A 25,305-nucleotide genomic window follows, 5' to 3' on the forward strand; every position below is an offset into this window, starting at 1 on the left:
TTCTTTTTACGCGGCCTGCAGTTGCCGGTCCATCGACTCGATGCACTCGCGCATCTGTTCGCGGCATTGGGCGATCAGCTGGGGCATGTCGTCCAGGCTCAATCCCGCCGTAGGAATTGCCGGCAGCGAGCGGATCAGAATTTTCCCACTGCGCCAGCGGTTCAATCGCATGTGTTTAACGTAGCTGCTGACACACACCGGCACGATCGGCACGCCCGCGGCGATCGCCATCTGGAACGCGCCTTTCTTGAACGGCAGCAGCTCTTCACCGAGGTTGCGCGTACCTTCAGGGAAGACCCAGATCGAGGTGTCTTCATGCTGCAACGTGCGCGTTGTGGTCAGCATCGACTGGCGCGCCTTGTGCGCGTTGCCGCGATCGATCAACACATTGCCGGCCAGCCAGAACAACTGCCCGAACAGCGGCACCCACTTCAGGCTCTTCTTGCCGATGCACACGGTGCGGCGGGGCACCACATTACCGAATACAAACAGATCGTAGTTGGACTGGTGGTTGGCGATGATCACGCAGCTCTCAGGTTTATCCATCAACGGCCCGACATCGGCCTTGACCCGTAAACGCAAAATACACATCGCCGGCCACGCATACAGGCGTGCGCACAAACGGCTGTTGTCCGGGTTGAACGGACGACACAGGCCCAGAATCACCCCAAGCACACCGGCCAGAATAAAGTGCAGCCCCATCAATAACATACGAAACACGAAGAGCATTTACAGGCCCCACCGGGACAAAAGGTGGCGCAGTGTACGGATGTGCACTGTATTCGGCAATTGCCGCTATAGAGGTAGGAGATAGACGATGTTTGTGCGCATGTTTCCGACTTGTGGGTCAGACGCGTCCTAGAGCGGTTGTTGGATTTTCAACGGTGTGTGCATGAAAAAGCCCGACACGACGGTCGGGCTTTTCGCAGCAGCCTATTTGGGTTTAACCCATGTGTTCCTGATCCAGAATGATCGCGTTGTCCAGCGTCTCGAGCAGCGCCTTGCGCACTTTCAGCTTGGTGTTCTTGTGCGCGGTCATGTTGATCTTCTTCAATTGACGCGCTGCCGCCAGGGCCGCGCCTTGCAGCTCCTCGGCCGACACCACCACGTCGAGGAAACCGGCATCCACGGCGCTCTGTGGATTAAACATCTCACCGTTGATGACGGAGCGGTGGAACGCCGACTTGCGCAGACGATCACGTGCGATCTCGATACCGGCGTGGTGCATGGTCATGCCGATTTGCACTTCGTTCAGACCAATGCTGAAGGGGCCATCGACACCGATGCGGTAATCCGCCGACAACAGCAGGAAAGCTCCCTTGGCCACCGCATGCCCAGGGCACGCCACGATCACCGGGAACGGGTGCGACAACAGGCGGCGGGCCAGCGTCGAGCCGGCCGTCACCAGCGAGACTGCTTCTTTAGGGCCGGAGGTCATCACCTTCAAGTCATAACCGCCGGACAGAATCCCCGGCGTCCCGGTAATGATCACCACCGCACGATCAGTCACGGCCTGATCCAGCGCAGCATTAAACGCAGCAATCACGTCCGGGGAGATGGCATTGACCTTGCCATTACTCAAGGTCAGGGTCGCGATACCGTCTTCGAGATGGTAGGAAATCAACTCACTCATGACGCTATTCCTTGTATGAAAGTTAGGGCAGACGTTACCCACCGCCGCAGGCCAGGTAAAGCGCCGTGACTGACCCGCGAGTCACCCTTTCCCCGCCGGGCAAGCGTAGCCCGCCACACCCGCCGCGCATTCCCCTCCTTATAGAAGAGGGCGCGGAGCCGGAGATTGGCAGGTTTGCCATCACCCGGAACCGACAGGAAGGACTAAAACGCTAAGCGCATGAAAATTCTGCAAAAAAAGTTTGCCATCAGAAAAGCTTTCGACTACATTAGCGCGCCTCGACAGACAGAACATGTTTGACGAGATACGGTGAAGTGTCCGAGTGGCTTAAGGAGCACGCCTGGAAAGTGTGTATACAAGAAATTGTATCGAGAGTTCGAATCTCTCCTTCACCGCCAAATTCGATGTAACCAGAACCCCTGATTTCGAGAGAAGTCAGGGGTTTTGTGGTTTCTGGGGTTAGGATTTCAGTCATGGCAACGTTGTTGGCTCGGGCGAATTAGCGAAGTCGCTTCTGAAAATGATGTAGGAATAGTGAGATGCGTGTGGGAAGTCATGCAGGAACGCTAGGCGTTTAGGTGCTTCCATAGGTCCAAGCACCTCACATGAACCATCTCGGGGAGGGGTATTCGTTTTGTGCCTCCAGGGTACAAAATGAATCAAAGGGCAGCGCATATGGCGTCCCCCCATTATCCGGAATGGACATACGTAAGTTTATGCAGGAAATGACCATGAAGCAGGCAGAGCTGGAAAAGGTTCATGTGGAAATCGTCAAGTTGATGGCTGAGCAGCGCAAGCTGAACGCCGAGGCCGGCAAGATGACCCGTGAGACTTTTTGGTATCCGGTGGCTGTTGCGACTGGACTGATTGGCACGGTGGCAACTATTACAACGGTGTTGATCAAGCTTCTTTAAGGTTCCGGCTCAAATAAAGGCGTTCTGATTTTTAATCATGCCTGAGGAAGCGATACCCGAGTTTCGAAGCCCAACCGTTGCTGGGCTCTTTGTTTTCAACGATTGGCTGCCGAGGAATAATGCGTGCCTAAATGAAGAAGGAATCCCCATGATCACCACCACAACCCACGCCATTGAAGGCCGCCAAATCACCGCCTACCTGGACATCGTCAGCGCCGAGTCGGTGCAGGGTGTCAACGTCATCCGCGACATGTTCGCCGGTATGCGGGACTTTTTCGGTGGACGTTCTCAGACGCTGGAGCGGGCGTTGAAGGAAGCGCGGATTCAGGCGACCGACGAGATCAAGGAGCGGGCGCGGGCGCTTCAGGCGGATGCAGTGGTCGGACTCGATTTTGAGATCAGCATGCCGGCCGGCAAGGGCGGGATGGTGGTGGTGTTTGTGACCGGGACGGCGGTCAAACTGAGGTGAGTGAGGCAATGGGCCTGTTTATTCGCCAGTGGGTTTTGTAGAAAGCGGCGTGGTCCATTCGTCGGGCATGCGGAAATCTGAATTACAAGTCCGGTAATGACCGGCTAGTCTCAAAAGCCTTGGTGGTCGATATTTTTCAGGCAATAGGGCTTGCCGGTATCGATCCCGCTTTGAGAGGGGAAGGGCTATGGCTGATCCGTATATCGAAGACGACGGGGCAGAGTTTCCAATCAACAATTGCGTGCAGTGTGGCCAGACGGAGTATGTGGCGGGCTTCGGTGAAGATCTGCTTGAGACCAGCAAAGCTAAGTCCGCAGCGAAGAAAGTGTTCAAGTCGAAATTCAGGCCCAAAGTGTTGCCGCCCACGAAATAATGATCAACCGGACAAACCCCGCCAATGAGTGGGGTTTTTTATTTTTAGAGGGGGCTCAACACCCCGGAAATGGTCTACAGACAAACGATAATTTTTATGTTGGTGGTTTTTCACAAACTTTTCACACCTGGCTACGTAGTCTCAGCTCATCCGTTAGAAAGCAGTACCTGGCCCGTTCCCCAGCGGGCTTTTTTTTGCCTGTCATAAAACCTTTTCCATAAAAGCTGTCCAACCGTCGCCAATTGCGAGGTTGGAGCGGATTTTGTGTGGACGTTTCCTCCTCGAAAGCATTCAATCCCCGACTTTTCGGTTTCCCCTATTTTTGAGGTTTTTCGTCATGCGTTTAACACTGCCTGCTCTGGTTCTGGGACTTCTGGTGACTCAAGGTGCAATGGCTGCGGGTGATGGCACTGCTGCGCTCGGTGGTGGTCTGGGTGGTGCGTTGGGTAACGTGGTCGGCCAGAGCATGGGCGGCAGCACCGGCGCGGCAATCGGCGCAGGTGTTGCCGGCGCTGCTGGCAGTGCGGTGGCAGCACGTAAAGGCAGCCGCACCAAAGCGGCCATTGGTGGTGGTGTCGGCGCGGCCGGTGGTTCGGTGATCGGCAACAGCCTGGGCGGCAAGACCGGTTCGACCATCGGCGCAGGCTTGGGCGGCGCATTGGGCGGCGGCGTGGGCAGCAATCTGGCCAAAGGTCACAAGCGTCACTGATCCTGATCGATCGGATCGAAGAGCCCGGTTAAATGCCGGGCTTTTCGTATCTGGATGTTTCTTTTTCACGTGGTTCGAATTTATAGCTGTCCAACCTACATCGCTGGCCGGATTCAGTGAGTGCAGGTGCTAGACTCACGCCCATCCGCAACGCGTACTCTTACCCCCGATGCGGAATTTGAGGTTCATATCATGCGTTTGACATTGTCCACGTTGTTTCTGGGACTTTTGGTCGCTCAAGGTGCAATGGCTGCCGGTGACGGCACTGCGGCAGTTGGCGGTGGTATTGGCGGTGCACTGGGCAACGTTGTGGGTCAGCAAATGGGCGGCAGCACAGGCGCAGCGATTGGCGCGGGTGTTGGCGGCGCCGCCGGTAGCGCAGTTGGCGCTCCCAAGGGCAGCCGGACAGAAGCGGCCATCGGCGGCGGGTTAGGTTCGGCGGGCGGCTCGGTGATCGGCAATAGCCTCGGCGGTTCTACCGGCTCGACCATTGGCGCAGGTCTGGGCGGCGCAGCGGGTGGTGCGATAGGCAACAACCTGGGCACCGACAGCGGCAAGTCTCATTCCGGTGGCGGTCACAAGCATAAGCACAAAAACAAGCACAAGAATAAACATCACTAATTCCACATCAGTGAGATCAGAAACCCGGCTCAGGCCGGGTTTTTCGTATCTGCCTGCAGGACTCCGGAACGTTTGGTCACCGGCCGCCTCGAACGTCATACACCCCAAACGTTGTGAGAGCTGCCATGACTCCTGAAACCGAAGGCAAGGAAGAAAAAGGCCCGAGTGGGCTTCCGTTCATTAATGACCCGGGTAACGAAGATCCGGGCTCGTTGATGGATGACGCAACGGTGCCGCTCAATGATTCCGATGACGCCGGCGATGTGGGAAACCTCGAGTATGAAGAAGAGGACGAAGATTGACCGGCGTTGTGACGCCATCGACCGATCGTCTCTCTGATCGAACGCAAGGATTACCCAGCCCTCGAAATTTCAGGGCCTGCTTTTCAGGCCCTTCGTGAGGTGCTTATGAACGCTGATCCGAAAGTCGACGATGTCGACGATACCCCTGAATATCCGCTGCCTTCGCCCACCGATTCCTTGAGTCGCGATCAACGTCCGCCTGACGACGACGCTGCGGTTGAACAACTGCCGGCTGATGATGTGAAGCGTGGCGATGTCGAGGCTACACCCGAAGATCCGGACATTGCGGGTAACGACGCGTCCGGTGAGCCGAGCTGAGAACCATTCGTCGATTGAGCGGCACCTTTAAAAAGCGAACGCCGCCCAAAATCAGGTACGCACCTTTTTAAAGGAGATGCACCATGATCAGGTCAAAATTGATGGCCCTGACGGTGAGCGGCGTGTTGTCGGTCAGTTCCATGGCGGCGCTTGCTCAATCTTCCGGCAATGACGCCCCGGTCGATAAGGGCGGGATGCCGCCATCCAGTGAAATGAATGCCGGTTCTAGAGATGGAAAGGAGCTGCAGCCTGGTTCCATTGGCAGAGGGAATGCCGGCGATGCAAAAGGGAGTAGCACCAGCCCGGGGGCGGGAAGCGGGTCGATGAGTGGTGGAAATTCGACGGGGAGTGGTTCTGGGAGTGGGTCTGGAGGATCCGGTAGTTCTGGTGGATCTGGAATGAGTGGAGGTGGGAGCGGTGGGAGTTCGGGGAGCGCGGGAGGAGGGACGGGTGCTGCTGGTGGGGGGACTGGTGGTTCGGGTGGTTAATCCGAGTTCCTCACGGAAGATGAGCCCAGTTCGAACTGGGCTTTGTCAGTGAGGTCCGCGTTGATCTTTATGATCCTTAGCGCCCCCTGCTAATGGGGTAAAGATTCAAGCCAGTGCTTATAGAAATCTCTTTGTTGTTGAATGTCGCTTGTGATGTCTTTTTCTTCAAAGTCGAAGATGTTAACCACGTCTTCAGTTTCAGTTGGCTGTCCCAAATGAAGTTCATAAGCCACTATGCCGCCAGCCATTTGTGATGCCATGCGCGAGGGATACACGTTGAGTTTGGCTCCTTTGCACAGAAATTTTATTTCTGGAAAGTCGGCGCGTAAAAGCCCAAAGCATTCGAAAAGATCGTGAGCCGTGTATGTTTTTCTCAAGCCGTTTTTCATAGTGAAAACTAAAGTCAGATTTTTTCGGTCGCATTCGATAGAAACTTTCTCACTTACTCCGCAGGTGTTTATGGATATTTCTATTGTTTTGTTCATGATCACTTCCTGCGGGGGTTAGGGGTTGAGTAGCCCTTGTAGGTGCCATCGGCGTTCACGGGGGTGACACCGAGAATATCTCGACTGTCTACTCCTCCAGGCAAAGCTATTTCAACCTCACCTCTATGTGGCGAAATAATGCCGAGTTTTTTATTCACATCGATCCCGCGAATATTTTTTATTACGTAGACGAAGCCGTCTTCATATCCGTAGCCCGTTGCGAATTTTATAGCTTCCTTTTCCGAGGTCGAAGTGCTGACAAAGAAGCTGGGAGGGCTTCGATTGTCCAATGCGTGCAAATAGAGGTCCATGCTGTCTCCCAGAGGCTCAAAGCCAGCCTCAAATATCTCCCAAGGCTCCCGTGAATCGCCGCGATATAAATAACGATTTTTTGGTTTAGGGGATGGAGTGCTGGGCTCCCCCTCATCAACCTTAACCTTCCCCGCCGGATCCTCATCCCCAAACGAAGGCCTCTTACACCCATCCGCCCCCGGGCACTCACTCAACCCCAACGGATCAACCCACCCCGTCGGATTGCGCGTGTACTGATACCCGTTTAACCCACCCGCCAACTTACTCGGATCCGGTGTCAGATACCGCCCCACATCCGGGTTGTAATACCGATGCCGGTTGTAGTGCAGCCCCGTTTCCGCATCGTAATACTGCCCCTGAAACCTCAACGGCTGATCCAGAACCTGATGCGTATCGCGGTTTAGTCGGGTCAGGCGGCCATACGCCGTGTACTGGGCAGCCCAGATAATATCGCCGCTGTAGTCGGTGAGTTCTTGCGGTGTCCCGAGGTGGTCGAGTTGGTAGTAGAACGGGCAGGCCTGGCGAGGGCCTTTGCCGTCGAGCATGGCCAGCGGGCGGAAGGTGCCGGGTTCGTAGAGGTAGCTGCGGTGGTGATCCTGGCTGTGTTCGGCGACGAGGTGGTCGCCTTGCCAGAAGAATTCGGTGGTTTTGCCGTCAACGGTTTTGCTGATGCGGCGGCCGAAGGCGTCGTAGCGGTAGCTGGCGGTGTTGCCGTTCGGGAGCGTGACGCCGACTAATCGATGCTGGCAGTCGTAGCGGTATTCGGTGACGATTTTTTGTGCGGTGCCGCGGCGCTCGCGGACCAGGTTGCCGAAGGCGTCGTAGTCGAAGTGGCGATCGCCTTGCATCAGCAGGCGATTGCCTTTGACCGTGGTCGGGCCGGGTCGGTCCTGCATCAACAGGTTGCCCGCCGGATCATGGGCAAAGCTTTCGGGCTGCTGGTCGCGGGAGTGGCGGACGCGGATCAGTCGGTCGAGCGGATCGTATTGATAACTGCGTTGGCCATGGCGTGTGTCGGCGATGTGTTCGAGATTGCCGTTGGCGCTGTAGGCATAGTCGCGGCGATACAGTGGCTGATGGTGCTGGCTGATGGCGTGGGCTTTCAGCCGGCCTTGTTCGTCGTAGTCATATTGGTTGAGCAACATGCCTTGCTGACGCTGAAACTCTCGGCCGGCCTTGTACGTGTGGCTTGTAAGGCGTGTGCCGTTTAGATCGATGGCTGTCAGCACTCCGCCCTTGGCGTGGTGATAGTCGAGTTTGCTGTTGTCCGGCAGACGCAGATGGTTGAGCTTGCCGCAGGCGTCGTAGGCATAGCGCAACGTGCCCCAACCTTGATGCTCGGTATTCAGGCGATTCTGCTGGTCGTACTCGAACTCCAACGGATGGTCGTGGCCGTCATCGACGCTGGCCAATCGGCCAAGGCTGTCATAGCGATACTCGACGTTGACGCCGTCGGGCAGGTTTTTGACCAGCAGTCGTCCGGCCGTATCCCGTTGGTAACTCGTGAACAGCTGCGAGCCGTCATCGCCGAATTCGGTTTTTTCCAGCAGATGGCCGTTGAGGTCGTAGGCATACTCCGTGCGTCGACCATCGAAGCCGGTTTCCTGTCGGATCAATCCGCCAGGCGTGTAGTCCAGTCGATAGCGTTCGCCGGATTCGTTTTCAATTTCCGTCAGTAGCAGCAGTGCGTTGTCGTAGCGATATCGCAGCTGCGTGCCGTCGGGATTGATCCGGCGGCTGACCAGGTGCAGGTCGTTGTCGTATTCAAAACGGGTGACGCGCCCCAGTTCATCGCGTTCTGCGGTGATCTTGCCGTAGGCGTTGTAGCTGAACGCGCGGCTGGCGCCTGTGGGAAGAATCGTTTGATTCAGTCGGCCAACGGCGTCCCATTGGTGGTGAGTGACGGCGCCATGCTCGTCCTGACGGCTAATCTGCCGGCCCAATACATCGTAGGAAAAACGCCGCTGACTGCCGTCCGGCAATGTCTCTTCGACCAGTTGCCCGATTGCGTCCCACACGAACACATGACGGCTGGTGTCCGGATAACGGATAGACAGCAGCCGTCCTTGAGCATCGTAGTGGTAGTGAGTGATGTGGCCGTCGGGATCGATGGCCTCGGTGACATCGCCTTGCGCGTTACGTTGATACTTCCACACCGCTTTGCCGTGATACTGCGCGTGCAAGAAACCGTTGCGGTATTCGTAGGACGTTGGCTCTTCTTCAGGAGGAATCAGCGCAATCAGCCGACCCATCTCGTCGTAGCGGTACTGAGTAATCGCCCCAAGCGGCCCTTGCTCGGCAATTAACTGCCCTTTTTGGTTGTACGCCTTGAGATGCTCGCCACCCTCCGGCCCAACCCGACGCACCAATCGCGCCTTATCGTCATGGACATAAACTTCTTCGCTGCCATCGACGTGCTTGACCAACACTCCACCGTCGTCATCCCAGACATAGCGCGTGTTCATCTGCGAAAAAGTCGCCCAGTGCCTGACGCATCTGGCGGCTTTGCCGGACCTTTCCCACTCCCAAAAGAAACTGGCCCCACCGGCCAGTTGCCGCTGGAGAATGACGTGTTGATCGTCGTAGTCGTACCGCTCGCTTTCGCCGGCAGCATTGGTCGCTTCGATCAGGCGATGACGGGCGTCGTAGCGGTAAGCAATCAGCGTTTGCTCTGTACGCCAGGCGTCCCCCAATCCCTCGGCGGGATGAAACGACTGATACTCGACGGTAACGATGTGCCTGCGCTCGTAACGCAACAGCAGTGAACGGCCTGCTCCGTTGTCGATGCGTTGAATGCGGTCCTGGCGGTCGCGGGTGATGTGCAGCCGGTTGTCGTAAGCATCACTGATGGTCGTCAGCCGACCATTCACAAAGTGATAAAACCGCGCCGTTTCACCGGCCAGTGCAAGAATCAGCTCCTCCGGTTTATGTCCGAGATAAATGGCCGCGCGGGACAAGCTGTTATGAATCGCCGGACGCGAGAAGCCGGGCAGTGGAAACGTCGTACGACGGTTTTCATGGTCGGTCCAGACGACGTGTTCTGCGTCCAGTTCCAGCCGATGCGCCAGAGAATGACTCCAACCCCAACCCAGCCCGCAATCCGTTTCTACGGCGCTGGTTCGGTACATCCGAGTAAATGCAAAAGGCAGCAGGCCGTTAAGCGAACCATCGTCGAGTGTCAGCAATTCTTCGCCGGTGACCATCGACACCGGGCAACCGTTGGTGCAGGTCAGTGGTGCGCAATCGGCGCTGTCGCCGTTGGGGTTTTTCGCTTGATCGGGAGCGTCGTCACGGTGTTCCTGCCGGCCCAATCGGGTCATGGCCGCGGATTTGTCGCGAGCGATGGCGACCGGATTCTGCACCAGCAAAACCGGCCCAGTGCCCGCAGTGATCTGCAACGGCACGGCGGGTGCGGGGTTCAGCGGAGTATTTCGGGCATTGACCGCGAGGGGTTTGAGTACGCCCGCGTGGGTCGTCAGGTCGGACTTGGCGCCAAGCCCGGCCAGCCTCAGGCTAGCGGCGGCCAGCCAGTTGCGCGCGCGGTCGGATTTGACCTTGTCCAGCACCTTGGCGCTGATACCGAGCGTTAGTCCAGAAGGACCTGTGAAGCGCGCCAGCAGGAAGCCGATCAATATTCCAGTACGAATCTCTGCCACAACTTCGGCGATGAATTGCGGTGGCAACATTCGCAGCCAACTGGTGATCGCCGCCAGATGAATGAACATCAACGGCTCATCACTCAACACCAGCAACAGATTGGCGACAGATTCAGCCGAAGCCTTCAACAGCGTTTCAAGTTCAGTTTCGGTCAGGTATTCAAGAAGCTTTTCACTGTTGGCTTGCAGGTCCGTGATCAGCTCGTAGATTTGCTTCACGTCATCCCACAGCCCGTTCAGCGAGTTCTCGAAACCGCGCCAGTCGGCCTGTTGCAGCAGGCCGTAGCGTTTGGTGAAACCGGCCTCGGCGAACTCGGCCCACAAGGGTTCGAATTCGGTGCTCCACTCATTACGCAGCCAGCCTTCCAGGTCGCTGATGACGCCTTGATAAGAGGCGTAGAGCGCTTTGACATGCTCAGCGGAAACATTAGGAAAGAAGGTGATGCGATAACGCAGGCTGCGCTCGCACTCGGGGATTTCGAGGATGCCGCTGGGGCCGATCTCGTCATAAACCGGCTCGCCGAACGTACCGTCAGCGTTCAAGGGCTCAAGCATCACCGGGGTATTGCCGATCGGCACGAACCGCGCCGCGTCGAACATGTGCACCAGCGTCAGGGGACCGGCTGCCGGGCACGCGGCGACGGTCGAACTGACAGGCGTAGTGGAGTTTTTCGGCGCGACCAGGCGAACGTCGTGACCAACCTTGAACACCTGCTCGATACCCAGCGCCTTGCCGGTCCAGAAACTTTCAGCCCAGGCGTCGTAATCATTGAGGCAAAGTCGAAAGTCACTGAGCAGCGCTTCGACGTCCGGCTGCTCGGGGTCCATGGCGGCGACTACCAGCAGGCCGATGGCGTTATTCAAGGCCAGTACCTTGTCAGGTACGAACATTCGCAGTCCCTCGCGCAGATCAAGATTGAGCGTGAGACTTTGCTTGGGATCAACGGGTAAAGAAGTCGGGAAAGGAGGCGTTTTATGTAGGGAAAATCGCTAAATGACAGCGAGCACTTTTGTATCTATGAGGGATTGCCCGTTGCTCGATGGCAGCCGCGCTCGCTATGCTGCTGAATCCTTTAATCGATCACGGACCCGGCCGCACCTGAGCCGCCTCTGGGATGTCATTAGAAAACGGATCAGATGCGATGAATGCACCGCTGAATGAGTTCGGCCCGATCAAGGCCGTGATTTTCGATATGGACGGCTTGCTGCTGGACACCGAGGGCATTTATACCGAGGTCACGTCCATGATTGCTGCGCGCTACGGTCGAGTCTTCGACTGGAGCATCAAACAGAACATCATCGGCCGTGGCGCGGGTGATCTGGCGCGCTATGTGGTCGAGGCACTGGAGTTGCCCATCACCGCCGAAGAATTTCTGGTGATTCGCGAACCGCTGATGCGCGAGCGTTTTCCGCGAGCGTTGGCGATGCCCGGCGCCGAGGAACTGGTCCGGCACTTGAAAGCCAATAACATCCCGATCGCGGTCGGCACCAGTTCTTCGCGGCAGTCGTTCGGCCAGAAAACTACTTTGCACCGCGACTGGTTCGCGCTGTTCGATTTCATCGTGACGGCCGATGACCCTGAAGTGGGCGCGGCGAAACCGGCGCCGGACATCTTCCTTACGGCGGCGCGGCGCCTGGGCGTTGCGCCTGAAGATTGCCTGGTGTTCGAAGATTCGCCGTTCGGTGTGACCGCGGCGAAAGCGGCGGGGATGACGGCGATTGCGATTCCCGACGCGGCGATGGCTGACGAAAAGTACGCACACGCCGATGGGATTCTTCGTACGTTGAAGGCGTTTAAGCCGAGTGCTTGTGGTTTGCCAGCCCTCGAGTGGGTTTGATATAGAAATTGTAGGAGCGAGCCAGCTCGCGAAAGAGAGTGTCAGACAACATCAATGTTGCCTGACACTCCGTCTTCGCGAGCACGCTCGCTCCCACATGTTATTTTGCGTTGACTGACCGCATCAGGCGCCAAAACCGCCGTCGATGGTCAAGCTTGCACCTGTGATGTAACCGGCTTCCGGCCCGACCAGATACGCAACGAAGCTGGCGATTTCTTCGGCTTTGCCGTAACGGCCCACTGCCATCAGCGGGATCAGGCTTTCGGCGAAGTCACCACTGGCCGGGTTCATGTCGGTGTCGACCGGGCCTGGTTGCACATTGTTGATGGTGATGCCGCGTGGACCGAGGTCGCGGGCCAGGCCTTTGGTCAGGCCGACCAGTGCCGATTTGCTCATGGCATACGGGCCGCCACCGGCGAAGGGCATGCGGTCGGCGTTGGTGCTGCCGATGTTGATGATGCGACCGCCTTCAGTCATGTGTTTGGCGGCGGCCTGGGTGGCGATGAATACGCTGCGCACGTTGATGGCCAGTGTCTGGTCGAAATCTTCGAGTTTGAAATCCTCCAGCGGTGCAACGGCCAGCACGCCAGCGTTGTTGACCAGAATGTCCAGGCGACCAAAGGCTTTTACGGTGGCGGCCACGGCGTTGCGGATGGCCTCGGCGTCGGCGCTGTCAGCCTTGATGGCGAGGGCTTTGCCGCCGTTGCCGGTGATGCTGTTTTGCAGTTCTTCGGCTTTGGCCGTGGAGCTGACGTAGGTGAAGGCAACGGTCGCGCCTTCAGCGGCCAGGCGTTTGACAATGGCGGCGCCGATGCCGCGGGACCCGCCTTGAATCAAAGCCACTTTACCGCTGAGGTTCTGAGTAGTCATATCGATCTCCGAAGTCCCGAGGCGAATGTCTCGGTTGATGGAGCCTAGTATCGATTCAGGATTGCACGCTGTGTAGACGGTAATTGCGATAGTCTGTGTAAACCAGAAGTTTATAGTGGCGCCTATGGAAACCTTCAGCAGTATCGAATGCTTCGTGCGCAGCGCCGAGGTTGGCAGTTTCGCCGAAGCCGCACGACGCTTGAGCCTGACCCCGGCAGCGGTGGGCAAAAGTGTTGCAAAGCTTGAGGCCCGGCTCGGTGTGCGGCTGTTCCAGCGCAGCACTCGCAGCCTGACGCTGACTGAGGCCGGTCATCTGTTTCTCGGCGAAGTCAGTTCCAGCCTGCACACGATTCAAAATGCGGTGGCCAACCTCGCCAGCGCCGAAGGCAGGCCGGCGGGAACCCTGAAGGTCAGCATGGGCACAGTGTTCGGGCGTTTATATGTCGTGCCGTTGCTTGGCGAATTTCTGCGGCGTTTTCCGGCGATCAACCCGGACTGGCATTTCGATAACCGTCAGGTCGATTTGATTGCCCAGGGTTTCGATGCGGCGATCGGTGGGGGATTCGAGCTGCCGCAGGGCGTGGTGGCGCGCAAGCTGACTCCGGCGCATCGGGTGTTGGTGGCGTCAGCCGAGTATCTGGCGAGGCATGAGGTGATCGTCGAGCCGGATGATCTCAAGTATCACGAAGGCATCCTGATTCGGTCTCCGCAGACCGGTCGTGTGCGTTCCTGGCAATTGACCAGTCGTACTCAGCAATACAACCCGCTGACGCTCAAGGCGCGAATGACCATGAGCGATTCGGAGGCGGCGTGTGCGACGGCGGTACAAGGGTTGGGCATTGCATTGGTGAGCATGCCGTTTGCTGCGGGGTATCTGGAGGCCGGGACGTTGCAACGGGTGTTGCCGGACTGGTATGTCGATGACGGCAATATTTCTATCTATTACGCGGAACACAAGCTGCTGCCGGGCAAGACCCGGGCGTTTGTGGATTTCATTATTGAACAGTTTGCGGAGCGGGGGTTGGGGCAGCGGTTTAGTGCGGTTTGAGCCAGCCTCAAAACCGAGTCGCTGCCTTCGCGGGCAAGCCACGCTCCCACAGGAGATTTGTGACCGACACAGATTCATTGTAGGAGCGAGGCTTGCCCGCGAAAAACGATAACGCGGTCTACCTGCCAAACCGCCCCGGCCAGCCAATAATGTTCTTCGGCCGGGGCGTCGCATAAGTCCGCACTTTCGACGTCGACAACCCCAACCGCACCAGCGACTCGGCAATCGTCACCGCCGCCGTCACACCATCCACCACCGGCACGCCAGTGCGCTGGCGAATCTGTTCATCCAGCCCGGCCATCCCGCCGCAGCCCAGGCAAATCACTTCAGCCTTGTCTTCCAGCACCGCCAGTTCCGCCTGACGAACAATCGCTTCCAGCGCCCGTTGCGGATCGGATTCCAGCTCCAGCACCGCCAGGCCACTGGCTCGCACCGACGCGCAGCGGTCCCAAAGTCCAGACAGTTTGAGGCGATCCTCGATCAGCGGCACGGTGCGGTCCAGCGTGGTAACCACCGAGTAGGCATGGCCAAGAAACATAGCCGTACTGGCCGCCGCATCGGTGATGTCCACCACCGGTACGTTGAGCAATTCCTGCAAGCCTTCGCGACCGTGCTCGCCGTAACCGGCCTGGATCACGGCATCGAAGGGTTGGTCGTAAGACATCACCCGGTCCATCACGGCGATGGCGGCAAGGTAGCTTTCGAAATTGCCTTCGATGGAGTCGGCGCCGAAGTAGGGCGTCAGGCCAATGATTTCCGTACCCGGCGCGGCCACTGCCTGTGCGGAACGGGCGATGGCCTGGGTGATGGATTCGGTGGTGTTGACGTTGACCACGAGAATTCGCATGAGAAGTCCTTATTGCGGGTTGGGTCTGCGGCCCGACGCTGCGGGCCGCCAATGGATTAGTGGCTGACGTTGTCGACCGCGATCGCTTCTCCGCTGACGTCGGCGTAATGGGGCTGCCGCTTGGCGATGATCAGATAGAGCATCCCGGCAATCCCGGCACCAATCAGCCAGGAGAAGGGCGACACGCTGTCGAAACCCGGCACCAGCGCCAGGACGATGGCGATCAACGCTGCAGGAATGAATGCCGCTACGGCGCGTAAATTGACCCCGCGGCTGTAGTAATAAGCGCCGTTGGGATCTTCGCTGTACAACTGCGGCACGTTGACCTGGCCTTTTCGTACAAGCCAGTAGTCGACCATGATCACGCCGTACAACGGCCCGAGCAGGGCGCCGAGGCCGGACAGGAAATACACAATCACCAACGGGCTGTTGTAGAGGTTCCACGGCAGGATCAACACCGCAATGGTCGCGCTGATCAGCCCGGCGCGGCGGAAGGTCAGGTACTTGGGCGCCAGGTTGCTGAGCACGAAGGCCGGGGCGACGAAGTTGGCCATGATGTTCACCGCCACGGTGACGATCAGGAAGGCCAGGCAGCCAAGCACCAGGAAGAAGGTGTTGGGGATCGACGCGATGATTTCAGTCGGGCTTTCGATGATCCGGCCATTGATCTGGAACTGCGCGCCGCAGAGCAGGACCGTGATGGCCGCGAACACCAGAATATTCACCGGCAGGCCCCAGAAATTTCCGACCTTGATGGTTTTGCGGCAGGGCGAGGAGCGGGCGAAGTCGCAGAAGTTGAGGATCAACGTGCCGTAGATCGCCAGCCACAGCGCACCGCCGGCAAAGATGTTGCGCCACATCTCGCCGCCCGTCAGCGGTTCGCGAATCGACCAGGCGATGGTCGCATTGGCCTGGGTGTACATCCACCCGGCGAGAGCGGCGACGGTCAGCAGAATCACGGGGCCGGCGAAGGCTTCATAGCGCCGCACCATTTCCATGCCGTAGGCGAGGATGCCCAGTTGCACCAGCCAGATCGCCACGAAGCACACCCAGCCGAGACTCGACAGGCCAAGAATCGAATTATGGTCGTACTCGGCGAATCCGGGGTGCACCGCCGTCAGTAGTACGCGAAACACCACGGACGCCAGGTACGTCTGAATGCCGAACCAGGCGATGGCGATAACAGCGCGAATCAATGCAGGAATCTGTGCCCCGTGGATGCCGAAACTGATCCGGCTGATGACAGGAAACGGCACGCCGGTCTTTTGTCCCATGTAGCCGGAGAGGTTCATGAAGCAATACACCAGCGCCGCGCCGATCCCCAGGGACAACAGAATCTGCCAGCCACCCAGGCCCAGCGCATACAGCCCGATGGCGAAGGAGTAGTTGGCGATGTTGTGAACGTCATTGGTCCACAGGGCGAAAATGCTGTAACGGCCCCAGCGTCGACCTTCGGCTTTGGTCGGGGCCAGGTCCTTGTTGTGCAGGCGAGGGCTGAGCACCACGTGTTCTTGAAAGGTTTGATCGTGAGCTGTAGGTGATAAGGAGGGCAGATCCAGCGCGATGTTGTTATTGGAGAGGCTAGTACGCATTCCGGCAGGCTCCGAGCTTGGTGTCGCGATGACTGTGCATGAGCGTGGGCTCGACAAATCCTCGTCGCGGGCAATAAGCATCATTGGTTACGGGGCATCTGCAGCCTGTACGGGATAGGGCGCTTCAGGCTTGCGGATCTAAGTGTGTGTATGTTTTGAGGTTATTGTATACAAAACATGTATGCACTTAAGCCAGATCCATGCCAGTTACGTGCCTATGAAACTCAGGGTTAATTTCGTTTTGTTATTGAGAAGAGATAAGTGACTGAAAAAAAAGCGATATAAATTGACCGGCTGAACAGGTATTTATTATTCGGTCAAGGCTGTGGGAAAGCGCGACTGAGGAAGTCTGGAAAGGAGGATGTAACTTTTTGGGGCGAAGAAACTAAAAGTGCACACACAAATGACACCTATGGTGACATTCGTGTGTACACATTTAGTCGACTTTAAATGAAACCTGTAGGAGCCGGCTTGCTGGCGATTGCAGTGGGTCAGTCAAACGATTCATCGACTGGAAGACCGCTTTCGCCAGCAAGCCGGCTCCTACAATGAATTTCGCCAGGCGGGGGTCAGGCCTTCGATTTGCTGATGATATTCCCCGCATGCAACCCGCATTCTTTCTGCGTCGCTTCTTCCCACCACCAGCGGCCTTCACGCTCATGCTGGTTCGGTAGCACCGGGCGGGTGCACGGTTCGCAGCCAATGCTGATGAAGCCGCGTTCATGCAGGCTGTTGTACGGCAGCTCGAGCATGCGGATGTAACCCCAGATCTCTTCGCTGGTCATCTGCGCCAGCGGGTTGAACTTGTAGAGGGTGCGTTCCGGTGTGGAAAACGCGGTGTCGATTTCCATCACCGCCACGGCACTGCGGGTGCCCGGGCTCTGGTCCCGACGCTGGCCGGTGGCCCAGGCGGTCACGCTCGACAGCTTGCGGCGCAGCGGTTCGATCTTGCGAATGCCGCAGCACTCGCCATGACCGTCCTTGTAGAAACTGAACAGGCCTTTTTCCTTCACGAACGGTTCAAGTTTCGTGTAGTCCGGTGACACCAGTTCGATGTCGATCTTGTAGTGCTCGCGCACCTGATCGATGAATCGGTAGGTCTCTGGATGCAAACGGCCGGTGTCGAGGCTGAACACTTTGACGTTCTTGTTCAGCTTCCAGGCCATGTCTACCAGCACCACGTCTTCGGCGCCGCTGAAAGATATCCACAGGTCATCGCCAAACTCGGCGAACGCGAGTTTCAGGATGTCCTGGGCGGACTTGTTGGCATAGGTCGTGGCGAGTTCCACGACATCGAACGATGGGCTCATCAGGGCGGCTTCCTACAGGTCGGTGGCGCTGGGCGCTCTATATAGGGCTGATGGTAACAAAATCCTGCAGCGGCTGGCGCGCCCTCTGCGTTGCGCGGGGCAGCCTGAGTCGCTAGAGTTCGGCAGTCCTTTTACTCGCTCGACTCAATAATCAATACAAATGGGAGTGTCTTGTGGAAATTGCCTGTCTGGATCTCGAAGGTGTGCTGGTCCCGGAAATCTGGATCGCGTTCGCTGAAAAAACCGGTATTGAATCCCTGAGGGCGACCACCCGGGACATTCCCGACTACGACGTGCTGATGAAGCAGCGCCTGCGGATTCTCGACGAACACGGCTTGAAACTCACCGACATTCAGGAAGTGATCGCCACGCTGAAGCCGCTGGACGGCGCCATCGAGTTCGTCAACTGGCTGCGTGAGCGGTTTCAGGTGGTGATTCTGTCGGACACCTTCTACGAGTTTTCCCAGCCGCTGATGCGTCAGCTGGGGTTTCCGACGTTGCTTTGTCATCGCCTGATTACCGACGATTCGGGTCGGGTGACGAGCTATCAGTTGCGTCAGAAAGATCCGAAGCGTCAGTCGGTTCTGGCGTTCAAGAGCCTTTACTACCGGGTGATTGCGGCGGGGGATTCCTACAACGACACCACGATGCTGGGTGAGGCGGATGCAGGGATTCTGTTTCATGCCCCGGATAACGTGATTCGCGAGTTTCCGCAATTTCCAGCGGTGCACAGCTTTGAGGATTTGAAGCAGGAGTTCATCAAGGCTTCGAATCGGGCTTTGAGCCTTTAGTCGTCTGGACTGATGCCTTCGCGGGCAAGCCTCGCTCCTACAAGGGCTTACGCGGTCCTGTAGGAGCGAGGCTTGCCCGCGAAGCTTTTAGAGGTTTTGCAGGGTATCGAGCAAAACCTTCACCTTGGTGATCGATTCCTGATACTCCGCCTGCCACTCCGAGTCCGCGACAATCCCGCCACCGCCCCAGCAGCACACCTGCCCATCCTTGACCAGCAAACTGCGAATTGCGATGGAGCTATCCATCTCGCCGCGCACGTCCAGGTACAGCAACGAACCGCAGTACAACCCACGCCGCGTCGGCTCCAGCTCATCAATAATCTGCATGGCACGAATCTTCGGTGCACCGGTAATCGAGCCACCCGGAAAACTGCCGGCGATCAGGTCCAGGGCGTCCCGGTCATCCGCCAGTTCGCCGGTCACGCTGCTCACCAGGTGATGCACATTCGGATAGCTTTCCAGACTGAACAACTCCGGCACCCGCACAGAACCGATACGGCAGGTGCGGCCGAGGTCGTTGCGCAGGAGGTCGACGATCATCAGGTTTTCCGCGCGGTCCTTGGGGCTGGCCAGCAGTTCGGCGGCATTTGCCGCGTCTTCGGCGGCGGTCGAGCCCCGCGGGCGGGTGCCTTTGATCGGGCGGGTTTCCACGTGACGTTCGCTGACTTTGACGAAGCGCTCAGGAGACAGGCTCAACACAGCGCCGCCGTCGGGCAGGCTCTGAAAACCGGAAAACGGTGTCGGGCACGCGGCCCGCAGCGCGACATACGCAGCCCACGGATCACCTTGGCACTCAGCCCGGAAGCGCTGGGCGAAGTTGACCTGATAGCAATCCCCAGCCTGGATGTATTGCTGAATGCGTTCCAGGGCGTGGCGATATTCATCGGCGCTCAGGTCGGCTTTCATCGGCGCTTTCAGCGTGAACGGCTCGATCGGTGCAGCCGAAGCCTGACTGAACAAAGCGATCAGGCGCTGGCGTTCGCTGTCGATCAGCGTCGGATGGAACACCAGTTGACTGGTTGCCAAGTGGTGATCGCTGATCAGTGCCCAGTCGTACAGCCCGAAACGCGCATCCGGCAGTTGCAGGTCGTCCTGCGCCTGGCTCGGCAGATGTTCCAGGTGCCGGCCGAAGTCATAACTCAGGTAACCGATCAGGCCACCGGCGAAGGGCAGTTCATTGGGAACGGCCGCTTCACCGAGTCGCGTTAGATTGTCGCGAAGGCGCTGCAGGAAATGCAGGCCGCTCTCGTCCGATAGCATCGCCAACTGCTCCTGCGGCCAGGCGCTGAGCAGGTCATAACGCCCGCGATCAGCGGTTGGCCGTCCGCTGTCGAGCAGCACGGCGCCGGGGGCATGACGAATCGCCGCGAAGTACTCGGCGGGGTTGGCGCGATAGGGCAGCGGGTGTACGGAACAGGTCAACATGGGCGGGGCAGATCAGCCATCGAGGCGGGGTGGCGATTGTAGTCCTCTGCAGGATTTGCTCCTAGAGGGGATGTCGGGGATTGGCAGATTGGCGGCAGGGTTGGGGGCTGTGGTGACTGGGAGTCAGTCATCGCTAGCAGGCTAGCTCCCACATTTGATCTTCAGTGCGACACAGATCCACTGTGGGAGCTAGCCTGCTAGCGATGCGGGCGACTCGGTTCCGGATCAACCCTCAACCGCAGGAATATGCCCAAACATCTCCTGAACAAACTCAACCCGCTCCTGAACCGTCTCAACAACCCCGCGCGCCTTCAACTCTTCCAGCCGCGCTTCAACCGCATGGGTGCGCAGCGTCAGCCCGCAGTCATTGGCAATCTGAATGTTCAACCCGGGCCGGGCATTGAGTTCAAGAATCAGCGGGCCTTTTTCCTGGTCCAGCACCATGTCGACACCGATGTAACCCAGACCGCATAGCTCATAACAGCCGGCAGCGAGTTTCATGAAGCCGTCCCAGTAGGGCAGTTGCACGCCGTCCACCGCATTGGTGGTGTCCGGGTGTTTGGTGATGATGTTGTTCAGCCAAGTGCCACGCAGAGTCTGACCGGTCGCGAGGTCGACGCCGACGCCGATGGCGCCCTGGTGCAGGTTGGCCTTGCCGCCGGACTGGCGCGTCGGCAAGCGCAGCATGGCCATCACCGGGTAGCCCATCAGCACGATGATGCGGATGTCCGGCACGCCTTCGTAGCTGATGCTTTTGAAGATCTGGTCCGGGATCACCCGGTATTCGATCAGTGCGCGGTCGCGGTGACCGCCCAGGGAATACAGGCCGGTGAGGATGCTGGAGACATGGTGCTCGATTTCCTCATGACTGATGATCTTGCCGGACACCGTGCGATAGCGGCCCTCGAAACGGTCGGCAACCACAATGATGCCGTCGCCGCCCGCGCCCTGGGCCGGTTTGATCACGAAGTCGTTGCGCTCACCGATGATCTTGTCGAGGTTATCGATTTCCTTCTCGGTGGAGATTACGCCGTACAGCTCCGGCACGTGAATGCCGGCCTTGATCGCGCGCTCCTTGGTGATGATCTTGTCATCGACAATCGGGTACAGGCTGCGCTTGTTGTACTTGAGCACGTAGTCCGCGTTACGCCGATTGATCCCCATGATGCCCCGGGCTTCCAGGGCCTTCCAGGTCTTCCAGAAGCCGAACATCAGGCGTCAGCCTTCTTCAGGAAAGCCTTGAAACGCACCAGCTCGGTCAGGCGGTAACCGCGATAACGACCCATCGCCAGCATGAAGCCCACCAGGATCAGCAGGATTGCCGGGAAGGTGAACACGAAGTACACCAGCTCCGGAACGCTCATGATCAGGTGCGCCAGGGAGGCGGCGAACAGCGTACCGATGGCCACTTTCATGGCATGCCCGGAACCGCGTTCTTCCCAGGTAATCGACAGCCGTTCGATGGTCATGGTCAGAATCACCATCGGGAACAGCGCCACCGACAACCCGCGTTCCAGCCCGAGTTTATGGCTGAACAGGCTGATCGCCGCGATCAACACCACCACAAAGGTCAGCACCACTGACAGCCTCGGCAGCATCTGCAACTTCAAGTGTTCAAGGTAGGAACGCAGTGATAGCCCCAGCGCCGTAATGACCGTAAACAGCACGATACCGAAGCCAAGCTGGGTTTCGCGGAAGGCGAGCGCGATCAGCACCGGGGTAAAGGTGCCGAGGGTCTGCAGGCCGATCAGGTTGCGCAGGATCAGGATCACCAGCACGCCGATCGGGATCATCACCATGATCATGAAGGTCTGCTGGGTTTGCAGCGGCAAACCGTACAGCGAGTATTCGAGGAAGTTGGCGTCAGTGTTTTCGTCGGTCAGCTTGGCCAGGCGAATGGCGTTCATTTCGCTGTTGTTAAGGCTGAACGTCACGTTGGCTTTCTTGCCGCCATCGACGGTGATCAGGTTTTCGTCGCCGGTCCACCACAGCAGGCGGTCGGTCGGCAGGCCTTGCTCACCGGTTTCCGGGTTGAAGTACAGCCAGTCAGCGCCATTGAAGCTGCGCAGCCAGAGTTCCGGCGTTTGTGGCTGGTCGGCCACCAGACGAATGGTGTGGACCTTTTCCACCGGTACGTGGGCGATGGACAGCACCAGCTCGACGATTTTCGCTTTGTGTCCGGGGGACGGATCGCCGCCCAGCAACAGCTTCACGTTGTCGTCGTTGAGATTGTTGACACGCTTGATGGCTTCGCCGATGAAGGTTTCGACGTCGGCCGAATGTTGGCGGATCGGCGCGAGCAGGGCTTCGGCGGCGATCTTCTCCGCGCCTTCGACGGCGATGCTGTCGCGGAAGGTCGGGCCTTTGACCTTGGATTTTTCGCCGGTGTAGCGCTTGGTCAGCACCAGACGGTAATAAAGGGTTTGATTGCCCTTGGCCCGGCGTGCCGACCAGGTCACCTTGCGGTTGCCGTCGACGCGGTTCACGGCCACGCCGTAGTTATTGGAAATGAAGCTTTCGTTGAGGCTGACGTAATCGCGGCTCAGCGGCGGCACGAACATCTGGATCTTGACCGGGTCTTTGGCACTGGCGACGAACTCGACCTTGGCGTCGATGTTCCACAGGTCGTCGGTGGCGTCTTCGGTCACGGGAATGCCGAGCACGAAAATCTGATAGGCCGTAACTGAAATGCCCAGGACCACCAGGATGGCGATCAGCATTTTCAGATGGAGGGTAAGAGCGCGCATTGGAATTACTCTGCGGTATGTGCGTCGGTGGCGCAGGCGGGTTTGCCAGCAGCGTATTTAAGACTGGGGTCGACCAGCGCGTCGAAGCGTTTCAGCGCTTCGGAGCCGATCAAGAGTGGATATTGGAAGGCACTTCGGTCAGTCAAGTTCACTTCGATGCTGCGTAAAGCCGAACCCATGCAGATATCCAGCTCAATCACCGGACGGGCGGTGTATTTTTTGCCTTCATCCGGGTCGTAGTCGCCAGCACGACGCTTGATCTTGCTGACGCGGGCCAGTGGCCGTTCGATGGGGTGCGAATGCGCGGTGTCGATGGCCAGATAGAAGCGCACCCAGGACTCGCCATTGCGTTTGAAGCGCTTGATATCGCGGGCACTCAAGGACGCTGTTTTCGCCCCGGTGTCGAGTTTGGCGGCGACTTCCAGGTCGATGCCGTTCAGGGAAGCGTATTCGTTGAGGCCGTACACGGTCTTTTCCCCCGCCGCGGCAAAACCGGGCAGGCAAAGAAGATAAAGGAAGGTGGGGAAGGGCTTGAGTCTCATAAATCCTGGTGCGCAGCGGTCCGTACTTCGATTCAAGGCCCTGGCATCGCTGCGCAAGCTCCCTCGTATGCCTATCAACTATTTATGACAAGCAGTGCAGATGTCACAAACAAATGCGGCCGGCATTCTAGCACGGTGGGTTTATGGCGCCAGCGCTGGCAGGGGGCTATAAACAGAGGGCTGCTTTGTTGTAGTGCAGTCGGTTATTAGACGATTGTCGACACTATCTATTTATTCTTTGACTGTTGCGCCTGTTTTCGCTAGTTTTTGCCGCATCAGCTTTCAAGGTGTCGACAATATGCTGGATCAACTCGATCCCCCGATGGTTACGCAAGACGATTCGGAGACGCTGTCCGAAAACGTCTTCCGCCGCATTCAGGCGGCCATCGTCAAAGGCGAAATCGCCCCGGGCAGCAAGATCTCCGAGCCGGAACTGGCCCGCACCTATGGCATCAGCCGCGGACCGCTGCGCGAGGCGATCCATCGTCTGGAAGGCCAGCGCTTGCTGGTCCGTGTACCGCACGTCGGGGCGCGGGTAGTTTCGCTGAGCCATGCCGAGCTGCTGGAGCTCTACGAGATTCGCGAATCCCTCGAAGGCATGGCCTGCCGTCTGGCGGCCGAGCGCATGACCGTCGAAGAAATCGACGAACTGCGCCGGGTCCTCGAAACCCACGAGCGCGATGAGGCGTTTCAGGCAGGCAAAGGCTATTACCAGCAGGAAGGCGACTTCGACTTCCACTACCGGATCATCCAGGGCAGCGGCAACCGCACCCTGACGCAAATGCTGTGCGGCGAGCTGTATCAGCTGGTGCGCATGTACCGCATCCAGTTTTCCACCACGCCCAATCGCCCGCACCAGGCCTTTGCCGAGCACCACCGAATTCTCGACGCCATCGCCGACCGTGACGGTGAGCTAGCCGAGTTGTTGATGCGCCGCCACATCGGCGCCTCCAAACGCAATATTGCCCGTCATTACCAGGACGGCGCTAACCAGACAGCCACTGAACGAGGTGAGTCATGAGTTCCAACAAGAGCACTCCAGGCCAGCGTTTCCGCGATGCGGTCGCCAGCGAACATCCGCTGCAAGTGGTCGGCGCGATCAACGCCAACCACGCGCTGCTGGCCAAACGCGCCGGTTTCAAGGCTATTTACCTGTCGGGGGGCGGGGTGGCTGCCGGCTCCCTCGGCGTGCCGGACCTGGGCATTACCGGCCTGGATGACGTGCTGACCGACGTCCGCCGCATTACCGACGTGTGCGACCTGCCGCTGCTGGTGGACGTGGACACCGGTTTCGGTTCCTCGGCGTTCAACGTCGCGCGCACCGTCAAGTCGATGATCAAGTTCGGCGCAGCGGCGATTCACATCGAAGACCAGGTTGGCGCCAAGCGCTGCGGTCACCGTCCTAATAAAGAGATCGTGTCGCTGCAGGAAATGGTCGACCGGATCAAGGCAGCGGTGGACGCGCGCACCGATGACAGCTTCGTGATCATGGCCCGCACCGATGCGCTGGCGGTGGAAGGTCTGGAATCCGCCCTGGATCGCGCCGCGGCGTGCATCGAGGCCGGCGCCGACATGATCTTCCCGGAAGCCATCACCGAACTGGACATGTACAAGCTGTTCGCCAACCGCGTGAAAGCGCCGATCCTGGCCAACATCACCGAATTCGGCGCGACCCCGCTGTACACCACCGATCAACTTGCCGCTGCCGACGTGTCGCTGGTGCTATACCCATTGTCCGCGTTCCGCGCGATGAACAAGGCGGCGGAAAACGTCTACACCGCGATCCGCCGCGACGGCACGCAACAGAACGTCATCGACACCATGCAAACCCGCATGGAGCTTTACGATCGCATCGACTACCACACCTTCGAGCAGAAGCTCGATGCGTTGTTTGCCGCGAAGAAATAACGACGAACGAACCTTTGTAAATGGATGCATTGATGTAGCAGCTGCCGAGCCTGCGAGGCTGCGTTCGAGGCCGCAGGACTCGCAAAACCAAGCGATTCGGTCTTTCA

Annotated in this window: 24 protein-coding genes and 1 tRNA gene; 13 read left to right on the forward strand and 12 right to left on the reverse strand. The window is 58.3% G+C overall.

What is annotated here, in order from left to right:
• Positions 1 to 6: 6 nt before the first annotated feature.
• Together ACYZT6_RS07360 and ACYZT6_RS07365 are read right to left on the reverse strand one after the other, a co-directional pair.
• Positions 7 to 729 carry a lysophospholipid acyltransferase family protein gene (locus ACYZT6_RS07360; RefSeq protein WP_462026316.1) on the reverse strand — a complete coding sequence of 241 codons (723 nt, stop codon included), beginning with the start codon at positions 727 to 729 and terminating at the stop codon, positions 7 to 9.
• A gap of 214 nt (positions 730 to 943) precedes the next feature.
• Positions 944 to 1,633 (reverse strand): crotonase/enoyl-CoA hydratase family protein, encoded by a 690-nt coding sequence (locus tag ACYZT6_RS07365; protein WP_462026317.1) that lies wholly within the window; start codon positions 1,631 to 1,633, stop codon positions 944 to 946.
• Between the two features lie 308 nt (positions 1,634 to 1,941).
• Here ACYZT6_RS07365 and ACYZT6_RS07370 point away from each other — a divergent pair.
• From ACYZT6_RS07370 to ACYZT6_RS07405, 8 genes are all read left to right on the forward strand, one after another.
• Positions 1,942 to 2,031: transfer RNA gene (locus ACYZT6_RS07370), tRNA-Ser, on the forward strand.
• 333 nt (positions 2,032 to 2,364) lie between these two features.
• Positions 2,365 to 2,547 carry a hypothetical protein gene (locus ACYZT6_RS07375; protein WP_109635988.1) on the forward strand — a complete coding sequence of 61 codons (183 nt, stop codon included), beginning with the start codon at positions 2,365 to 2,367 and terminating at the stop codon, positions 2,545 to 2,547.
• A gap of 148 nt (positions 2,548 to 2,695) precedes the next feature.
• Complete coding sequence (locus tag ACYZT6_RS07380) at positions 2,696 to 3,016, forward strand: YbjQ family protein (protein ID WP_192226200.1); 321 nt, start codon at positions 2,696 to 2,698, stop codon at positions 3,014 to 3,016.
• A gap of 187 nt (positions 3,017 to 3,203) precedes the next feature.
• A complete protein-coding gene (locus tag ACYZT6_RS07385) occupies positions 3,204 to 3,389 on the forward strand; it encodes a hypothetical protein (protein ID WP_462026318.1) in 186 nt (61 codons plus the stop codon).
• Positions 3,390 to 3,726: 337 nt separating this feature from the next.
• Entirely contained in the window at positions 3,727 to 4,098 is a 372-nt protein-coding gene (locus ACYZT6_RS07390) for a bacteriocin (protein ID WP_461957942.1), read from the forward strand.
• 192 nt (positions 4,099 to 4,290) lie between these two features.
• Positions 4,291 to 4,719, forward strand: a complete 429-nt coding sequence (locus tag ACYZT6_RS07395) for a glycine zipper domain-containing protein (RefSeq protein WP_462026319.1) — start codon at positions 4,291 to 4,293, stop codon at positions 4,717 to 4,719.
• A 125-nt stretch (positions 4,720 to 4,844) separates the two neighbouring features.
• The gene (locus ACYZT6_RS07400; protein WP_461957944.1) at positions 4,845 to 5,021 is read left to right on the forward strand and encodes a hypothetical protein; all 177 of its coding nucleotides are present in this window, start codon (positions 4,845 to 4,847) and stop codon (positions 5,019 to 5,021) included.
• A 105-nt stretch (positions 5,022 to 5,126) separates the two neighbouring features.
• A complete protein-coding gene (locus ACYZT6_RS07405) occupies positions 5,127 to 5,339 on the forward strand; it encodes a hypothetical protein (RefSeq protein ID WP_462026320.1) in 213 nt (70 codons plus the stop codon).
• 577 nt (positions 5,340 to 5,916) lie between these two features.
• Here ACYZT6_RS07405 and ACYZT6_RS07410 read toward each other — a convergent pair.
• Together ACYZT6_RS07410 and ACYZT6_RS07415 are read right to left on the reverse strand one after the other, a co-directional pair.
• Positions 5,917 to 6,312, reverse strand: a complete 396-nt coding sequence (locus ACYZT6_RS07410) for a hypothetical protein (protein WP_462026321.1) — start codon at positions 6,310 to 6,312, stop codon at positions 5,917 to 5,919.
• 2 nt (positions 6,313 to 6,314) lie between these two features.
• Positions 6,315 to 11,171, reverse strand: coding sequence for an RHS repeat-associated core domain-containing protein (locus ACYZT6_RS07415; RefSeq protein WP_462026322.1), 4,857 nt, complete (start codon positions 11,169 to 11,171; stop codon positions 6,315 to 6,317).
• Positions 11,172 to 11,422: 251 nt separating this feature from the next.
• On the opposite strand from ACYZT6_RS07415, the gene ACYZT6_RS07420 reads away from it, so the two are divergent.
• Positions 11,423 to 12,118 (forward strand): HAD-IA family hydrolase, encoded by a 696-nt coding sequence (locus ACYZT6_RS07420; RefSeq protein ID WP_462026323.1) that lies wholly within the window; start codon positions 11,423 to 11,425, stop codon positions 12,116 to 12,118.
• Between the two features lie 123 nt (positions 12,119 to 12,241).
• On the opposite strand, the gene ACYZT6_RS07425 is transcribed toward ACYZT6_RS07420, so the two are convergent.
• Positions 12,242 to 12,988, reverse strand: coding sequence for a 3-oxoacyl-ACP reductase family protein (locus ACYZT6_RS07425; protein ID WP_462026324.1), 747 nt, complete (start codon positions 12,986 to 12,988; stop codon positions 12,242 to 12,244).
• A 124-nt stretch (positions 12,989 to 13,112) separates the two neighbouring features.
• On the opposite strand from ACYZT6_RS07425, the gene ACYZT6_RS07430 reads away from it, so the two are divergent.
• A complete protein-coding gene (locus tag ACYZT6_RS07430) occupies positions 13,113 to 14,036 on the forward strand; it encodes a LysR family transcriptional regulator (RefSeq protein ID WP_462026325.1) in 924 nt (307 codons plus the stop codon).
• 118 nt (positions 14,037 to 14,154) lie between these two features.
• Here the strand turns inward: ACYZT6_RS07430 and ACYZT6_RS07435 are convergent, their stop codons facing one another.
• From ACYZT6_RS07435 to ACYZT6_RS07445, 3 genes are all read right to left on the reverse strand, one after another.
• Positions 14,155 to 14,883, reverse strand: a complete 729-nt coding sequence (locus tag ACYZT6_RS07435) for an aspartate/glutamate racemase family protein (protein ID WP_462026326.1) — start codon at positions 14,881 to 14,883, stop codon at positions 14,155 to 14,157.
• 56 nt (positions 14,884 to 14,939) lie between these two features.
• Positions 14,940 to 16,475, reverse strand: a complete 1,536-nt coding sequence (locus tag ACYZT6_RS07440; RefSeq protein ID WP_462026327.1) for an NCS1 family nucleobase:cation symporter-1 — start codon at positions 16,473 to 16,475, stop codon at positions 14,940 to 14,942.
• Positions 16,476 to 17,044: 569 nt separating this feature from the next.
• Entirely contained in the window at positions 17,045 to 17,785 is a 741-nt protein-coding gene (locus tag ACYZT6_RS07445) for a phosphoadenylyl-sulfate reductase (protein ID WP_131062981.1), read from the reverse strand.
• A 173-nt stretch (positions 17,786 to 17,958) separates the two neighbouring features.
• On the opposite strand from ACYZT6_RS07445, the gene thrH reads away from it, so the two are divergent.
• Entirely contained in the window at positions 17,959 to 18,576 is a 618-nt protein-coding gene (thrH, locus tag ACYZT6_RS07450) for a bifunctional phosphoserine phosphatase/homoserine phosphotransferase ThrH (protein WP_109628821.1), read from the forward strand.
• 87 nt (positions 18,577 to 18,663) lie between these two features.
• Here the strand turns inward: thrH and pabB are convergent, their stop codons facing one another.
• From pabB to rloA, 4 genes are all read right to left on the reverse strand, one after another.
• A complete protein-coding gene (pabB, locus tag ACYZT6_RS07455; RefSeq protein ID WP_462026328.1) occupies positions 18,664 to 20,001 on the reverse strand; it encodes an aminodeoxychorismate synthase component I in 1,338 nt (445 codons plus the stop codon).
• 225 nt (positions 20,002 to 20,226) lie between these two features.
• Positions 20,227 to 21,213, reverse strand: coding sequence for an alpha-L-glutamate ligase-like protein (locus tag ACYZT6_RS07460; protein WP_462026329.1), 987 nt, complete (start codon positions 21,211 to 21,213; stop codon positions 20,227 to 20,229).
• Complete coding sequence (gene rloB, locus ACYZT6_RS07465) at positions 21,213 to 22,748, reverse strand: osmotic stress tolerance membrane protein RloB (protein WP_462026330.1); 1,536 nt, start codon at positions 22,746 to 22,748, stop codon at positions 21,213 to 21,215. The genes ACYZT6_RS07460 and rloB overlap by 1 nt, the downstream gene beginning before the upstream one ends.
• Before the next feature lie 5 nt (positions 22,749 to 22,753).
• Positions 22,754 to 23,290 (reverse strand): retropepsin-like aspartic peptidase RloA, encoded by a 537-nt coding sequence (gene rloA / locus ACYZT6_RS07470; protein ID WP_462026331.1) that lies wholly within the window; start codon positions 23,288 to 23,290, stop codon positions 22,754 to 22,756.
• 298 nt (positions 23,291 to 23,588) lie between these two features.
• Between rloA and ACYZT6_RS07475 the strand changes: the two genes are divergently transcribed.
• Complete coding sequence (locus ACYZT6_RS07475) at positions 23,589 to 24,311, forward strand: GntR family transcriptional regulator (protein WP_462026332.1); 723 nt, start codon at positions 23,589 to 23,591, stop codon at positions 24,309 to 24,311.
• Positions 24,308 to 25,198, forward strand: a complete 891-nt coding sequence (gene prpB / locus ACYZT6_RS07480) for a methylisocitrate lyase (protein ID WP_462026333.1) — start codon at positions 24,308 to 24,310, stop codon at positions 25,196 to 25,198. The genes ACYZT6_RS07475 and prpB overlap by 4 nt, the downstream gene beginning before the upstream one ends.
• Positions 25,199 to 25,305: the final 107 nt, after the last annotated feature.

This window comes from Pseudomonas sp. RT6P73, assembly GCF_054897715.1.

Bases quoted from the DNA above. Each gene is read 5' to 3' on its own strand.
- ACYZT6_RS07365 (WP_462026317.1), bottom strand. From the start codon at position 1,633: ATGAGTGAGTTGATTTCCTACCATCTCGAAGACGGTATCGCGACCCTG.
- ACYZT6_RS07400 (WP_461957944.1), top strand. From the start codon at position 4,845: ATGACTCCTGAAACCGAAGGCAAGGAAGAAAAAGGCCCGAGTGGGCTT.
- ACYZT6_RS07475 (WP_462026332.1), top strand. From the start codon at position 23,589: ATGCTGGATCAACTCGATCCCCCGATGGTTACGCAAGACGATTCGGAG.
- ACYZT6_RS07420 (WP_462026323.1), top strand. From the start codon at position 11,423: ATGAATGCACCGCTGAATGAGTTCGGCCCGATCAAGGCCGTGATTTTC.
- ACYZT6_RS07360 (WP_462026316.1), bottom strand. From the start codon at position 729: ATGCTCTTCGTGTTTCGTATGTTATTGATGGGGCTGCACTTTATTCTG.
- ACYZT6_RS07390 (WP_461957942.1), top strand. From the start codon at position 3,727: ATGCGTTTAACACTGCCTGCTCTGGTTCTGGGACTTCTGGTGACTCAA.
- rloB (WP_462026330.1), bottom strand. From the start codon at position 22,748: ATGCGCGCTCTTACCCTCCATCTGAAAATGCTGATCGCCATCCTGGTG.
- ACYZT6_RS07440 (WP_462026327.1), bottom strand. From the start codon at position 16,475: ATGCGTACTAGCCTCTCCAATAACAACATCGCGCTGGATCTGCCCTCC.
- ACYZT6_RS07435 (WP_462026326.1), bottom strand. From the start codon at position 14,883: ATGCGAATTCTCGTGGTCAACGTCAACACCACCGAATCCATCACCCAG.
- ACYZT6_RS07385 (WP_462026318.1), top strand. From the start codon at position 3,204: ATGGCTGATCCGTATATCGAAGACGACGGGGCAGAGTTTCCAATCAAC.
- ACYZT6_RS07430 (WP_462026325.1), top strand. From the start codon at position 13,113: ATGGAAACCTTCAGCAGTATCGAATGCTTCGTGCGCAGCGCCGAGGTT.
- ACYZT6_RS07425 (WP_462026324.1), bottom strand. From the start codon at position 12,988: ATGACTACTCAGAACCTCAGCGGTAAAGTGGCTTTGATTCAAGGCGGG.
- ACYZT6_RS07395 (WP_462026319.1), top strand. From the start codon at position 4,291: ATGCGTTTGACATTGTCCACGTTGTTTCTGGGACTTTTGGTCGCTCAA.
- ACYZT6_RS07380 (WP_192226200.1), top strand. From the start codon at position 2,696: ATGATCACCACCACAACCCACGCCATTGAAGGCCGCCAAATCACCGCC.
- ACYZT6_RS07375 (WP_109635988.1), top strand. From the start codon at position 2,365: ATGAAGCAGGCAGAGCTGGAAAAGGTTCATGTGGAAATCGTCAAGTTG.
- ACYZT6_RS07415 (WP_462026322.1), bottom strand. From the start codon at position 11,171: ATGTTCGTACCTGACAAGGTACTGGCCTTGAATAACGCCATCGGCCTG.
- ACYZT6_RS07445 (WP_131062981.1), bottom strand. From the start codon at position 17,785: ATGAGCCCATCGTTCGATGTCGTGGAACTCGCCACGACCTATGCCAAC.
- ACYZT6_RS07410 (WP_462026321.1), bottom strand. From the start codon at position 6,312: ATGAACAAAACAATAGAAATATCCATAAACACCTGCGGAGTAAGTGAG.
- ACYZT6_RS07405 (WP_462026320.1), top strand. From the start codon at position 5,127: ATGAACGCTGATCCGAAAGTCGACGATGTCGACGATACCCCTGAATAT.
- rloA (WP_462026331.1), bottom strand. From the start codon at position 23,290: ATGAGACTCAAGCCCTTCCCCACCTTCCTTTATCTTCTTTGCCTGCCC.
- ACYZT6_RS07460 (WP_462026329.1), bottom strand. From the start codon at position 21,213: ATGTTCGGCTTCTGGAAGACCTGGAAGGCCCTGGAAGCCCGGGGCATC.
- pabB (WP_462026328.1), bottom strand. From the start codon at position 20,001: ATGTTGACCTGTTCCGTACACCCGCTGCCCTATCGCGCCAACCCCGCC.
- prpB (WP_462026333.1), top strand. From the start codon at position 24,308: ATGAGTTCCAACAAGAGCACTCCAGGCCAGCGTTTCCGCGATGCGGTC.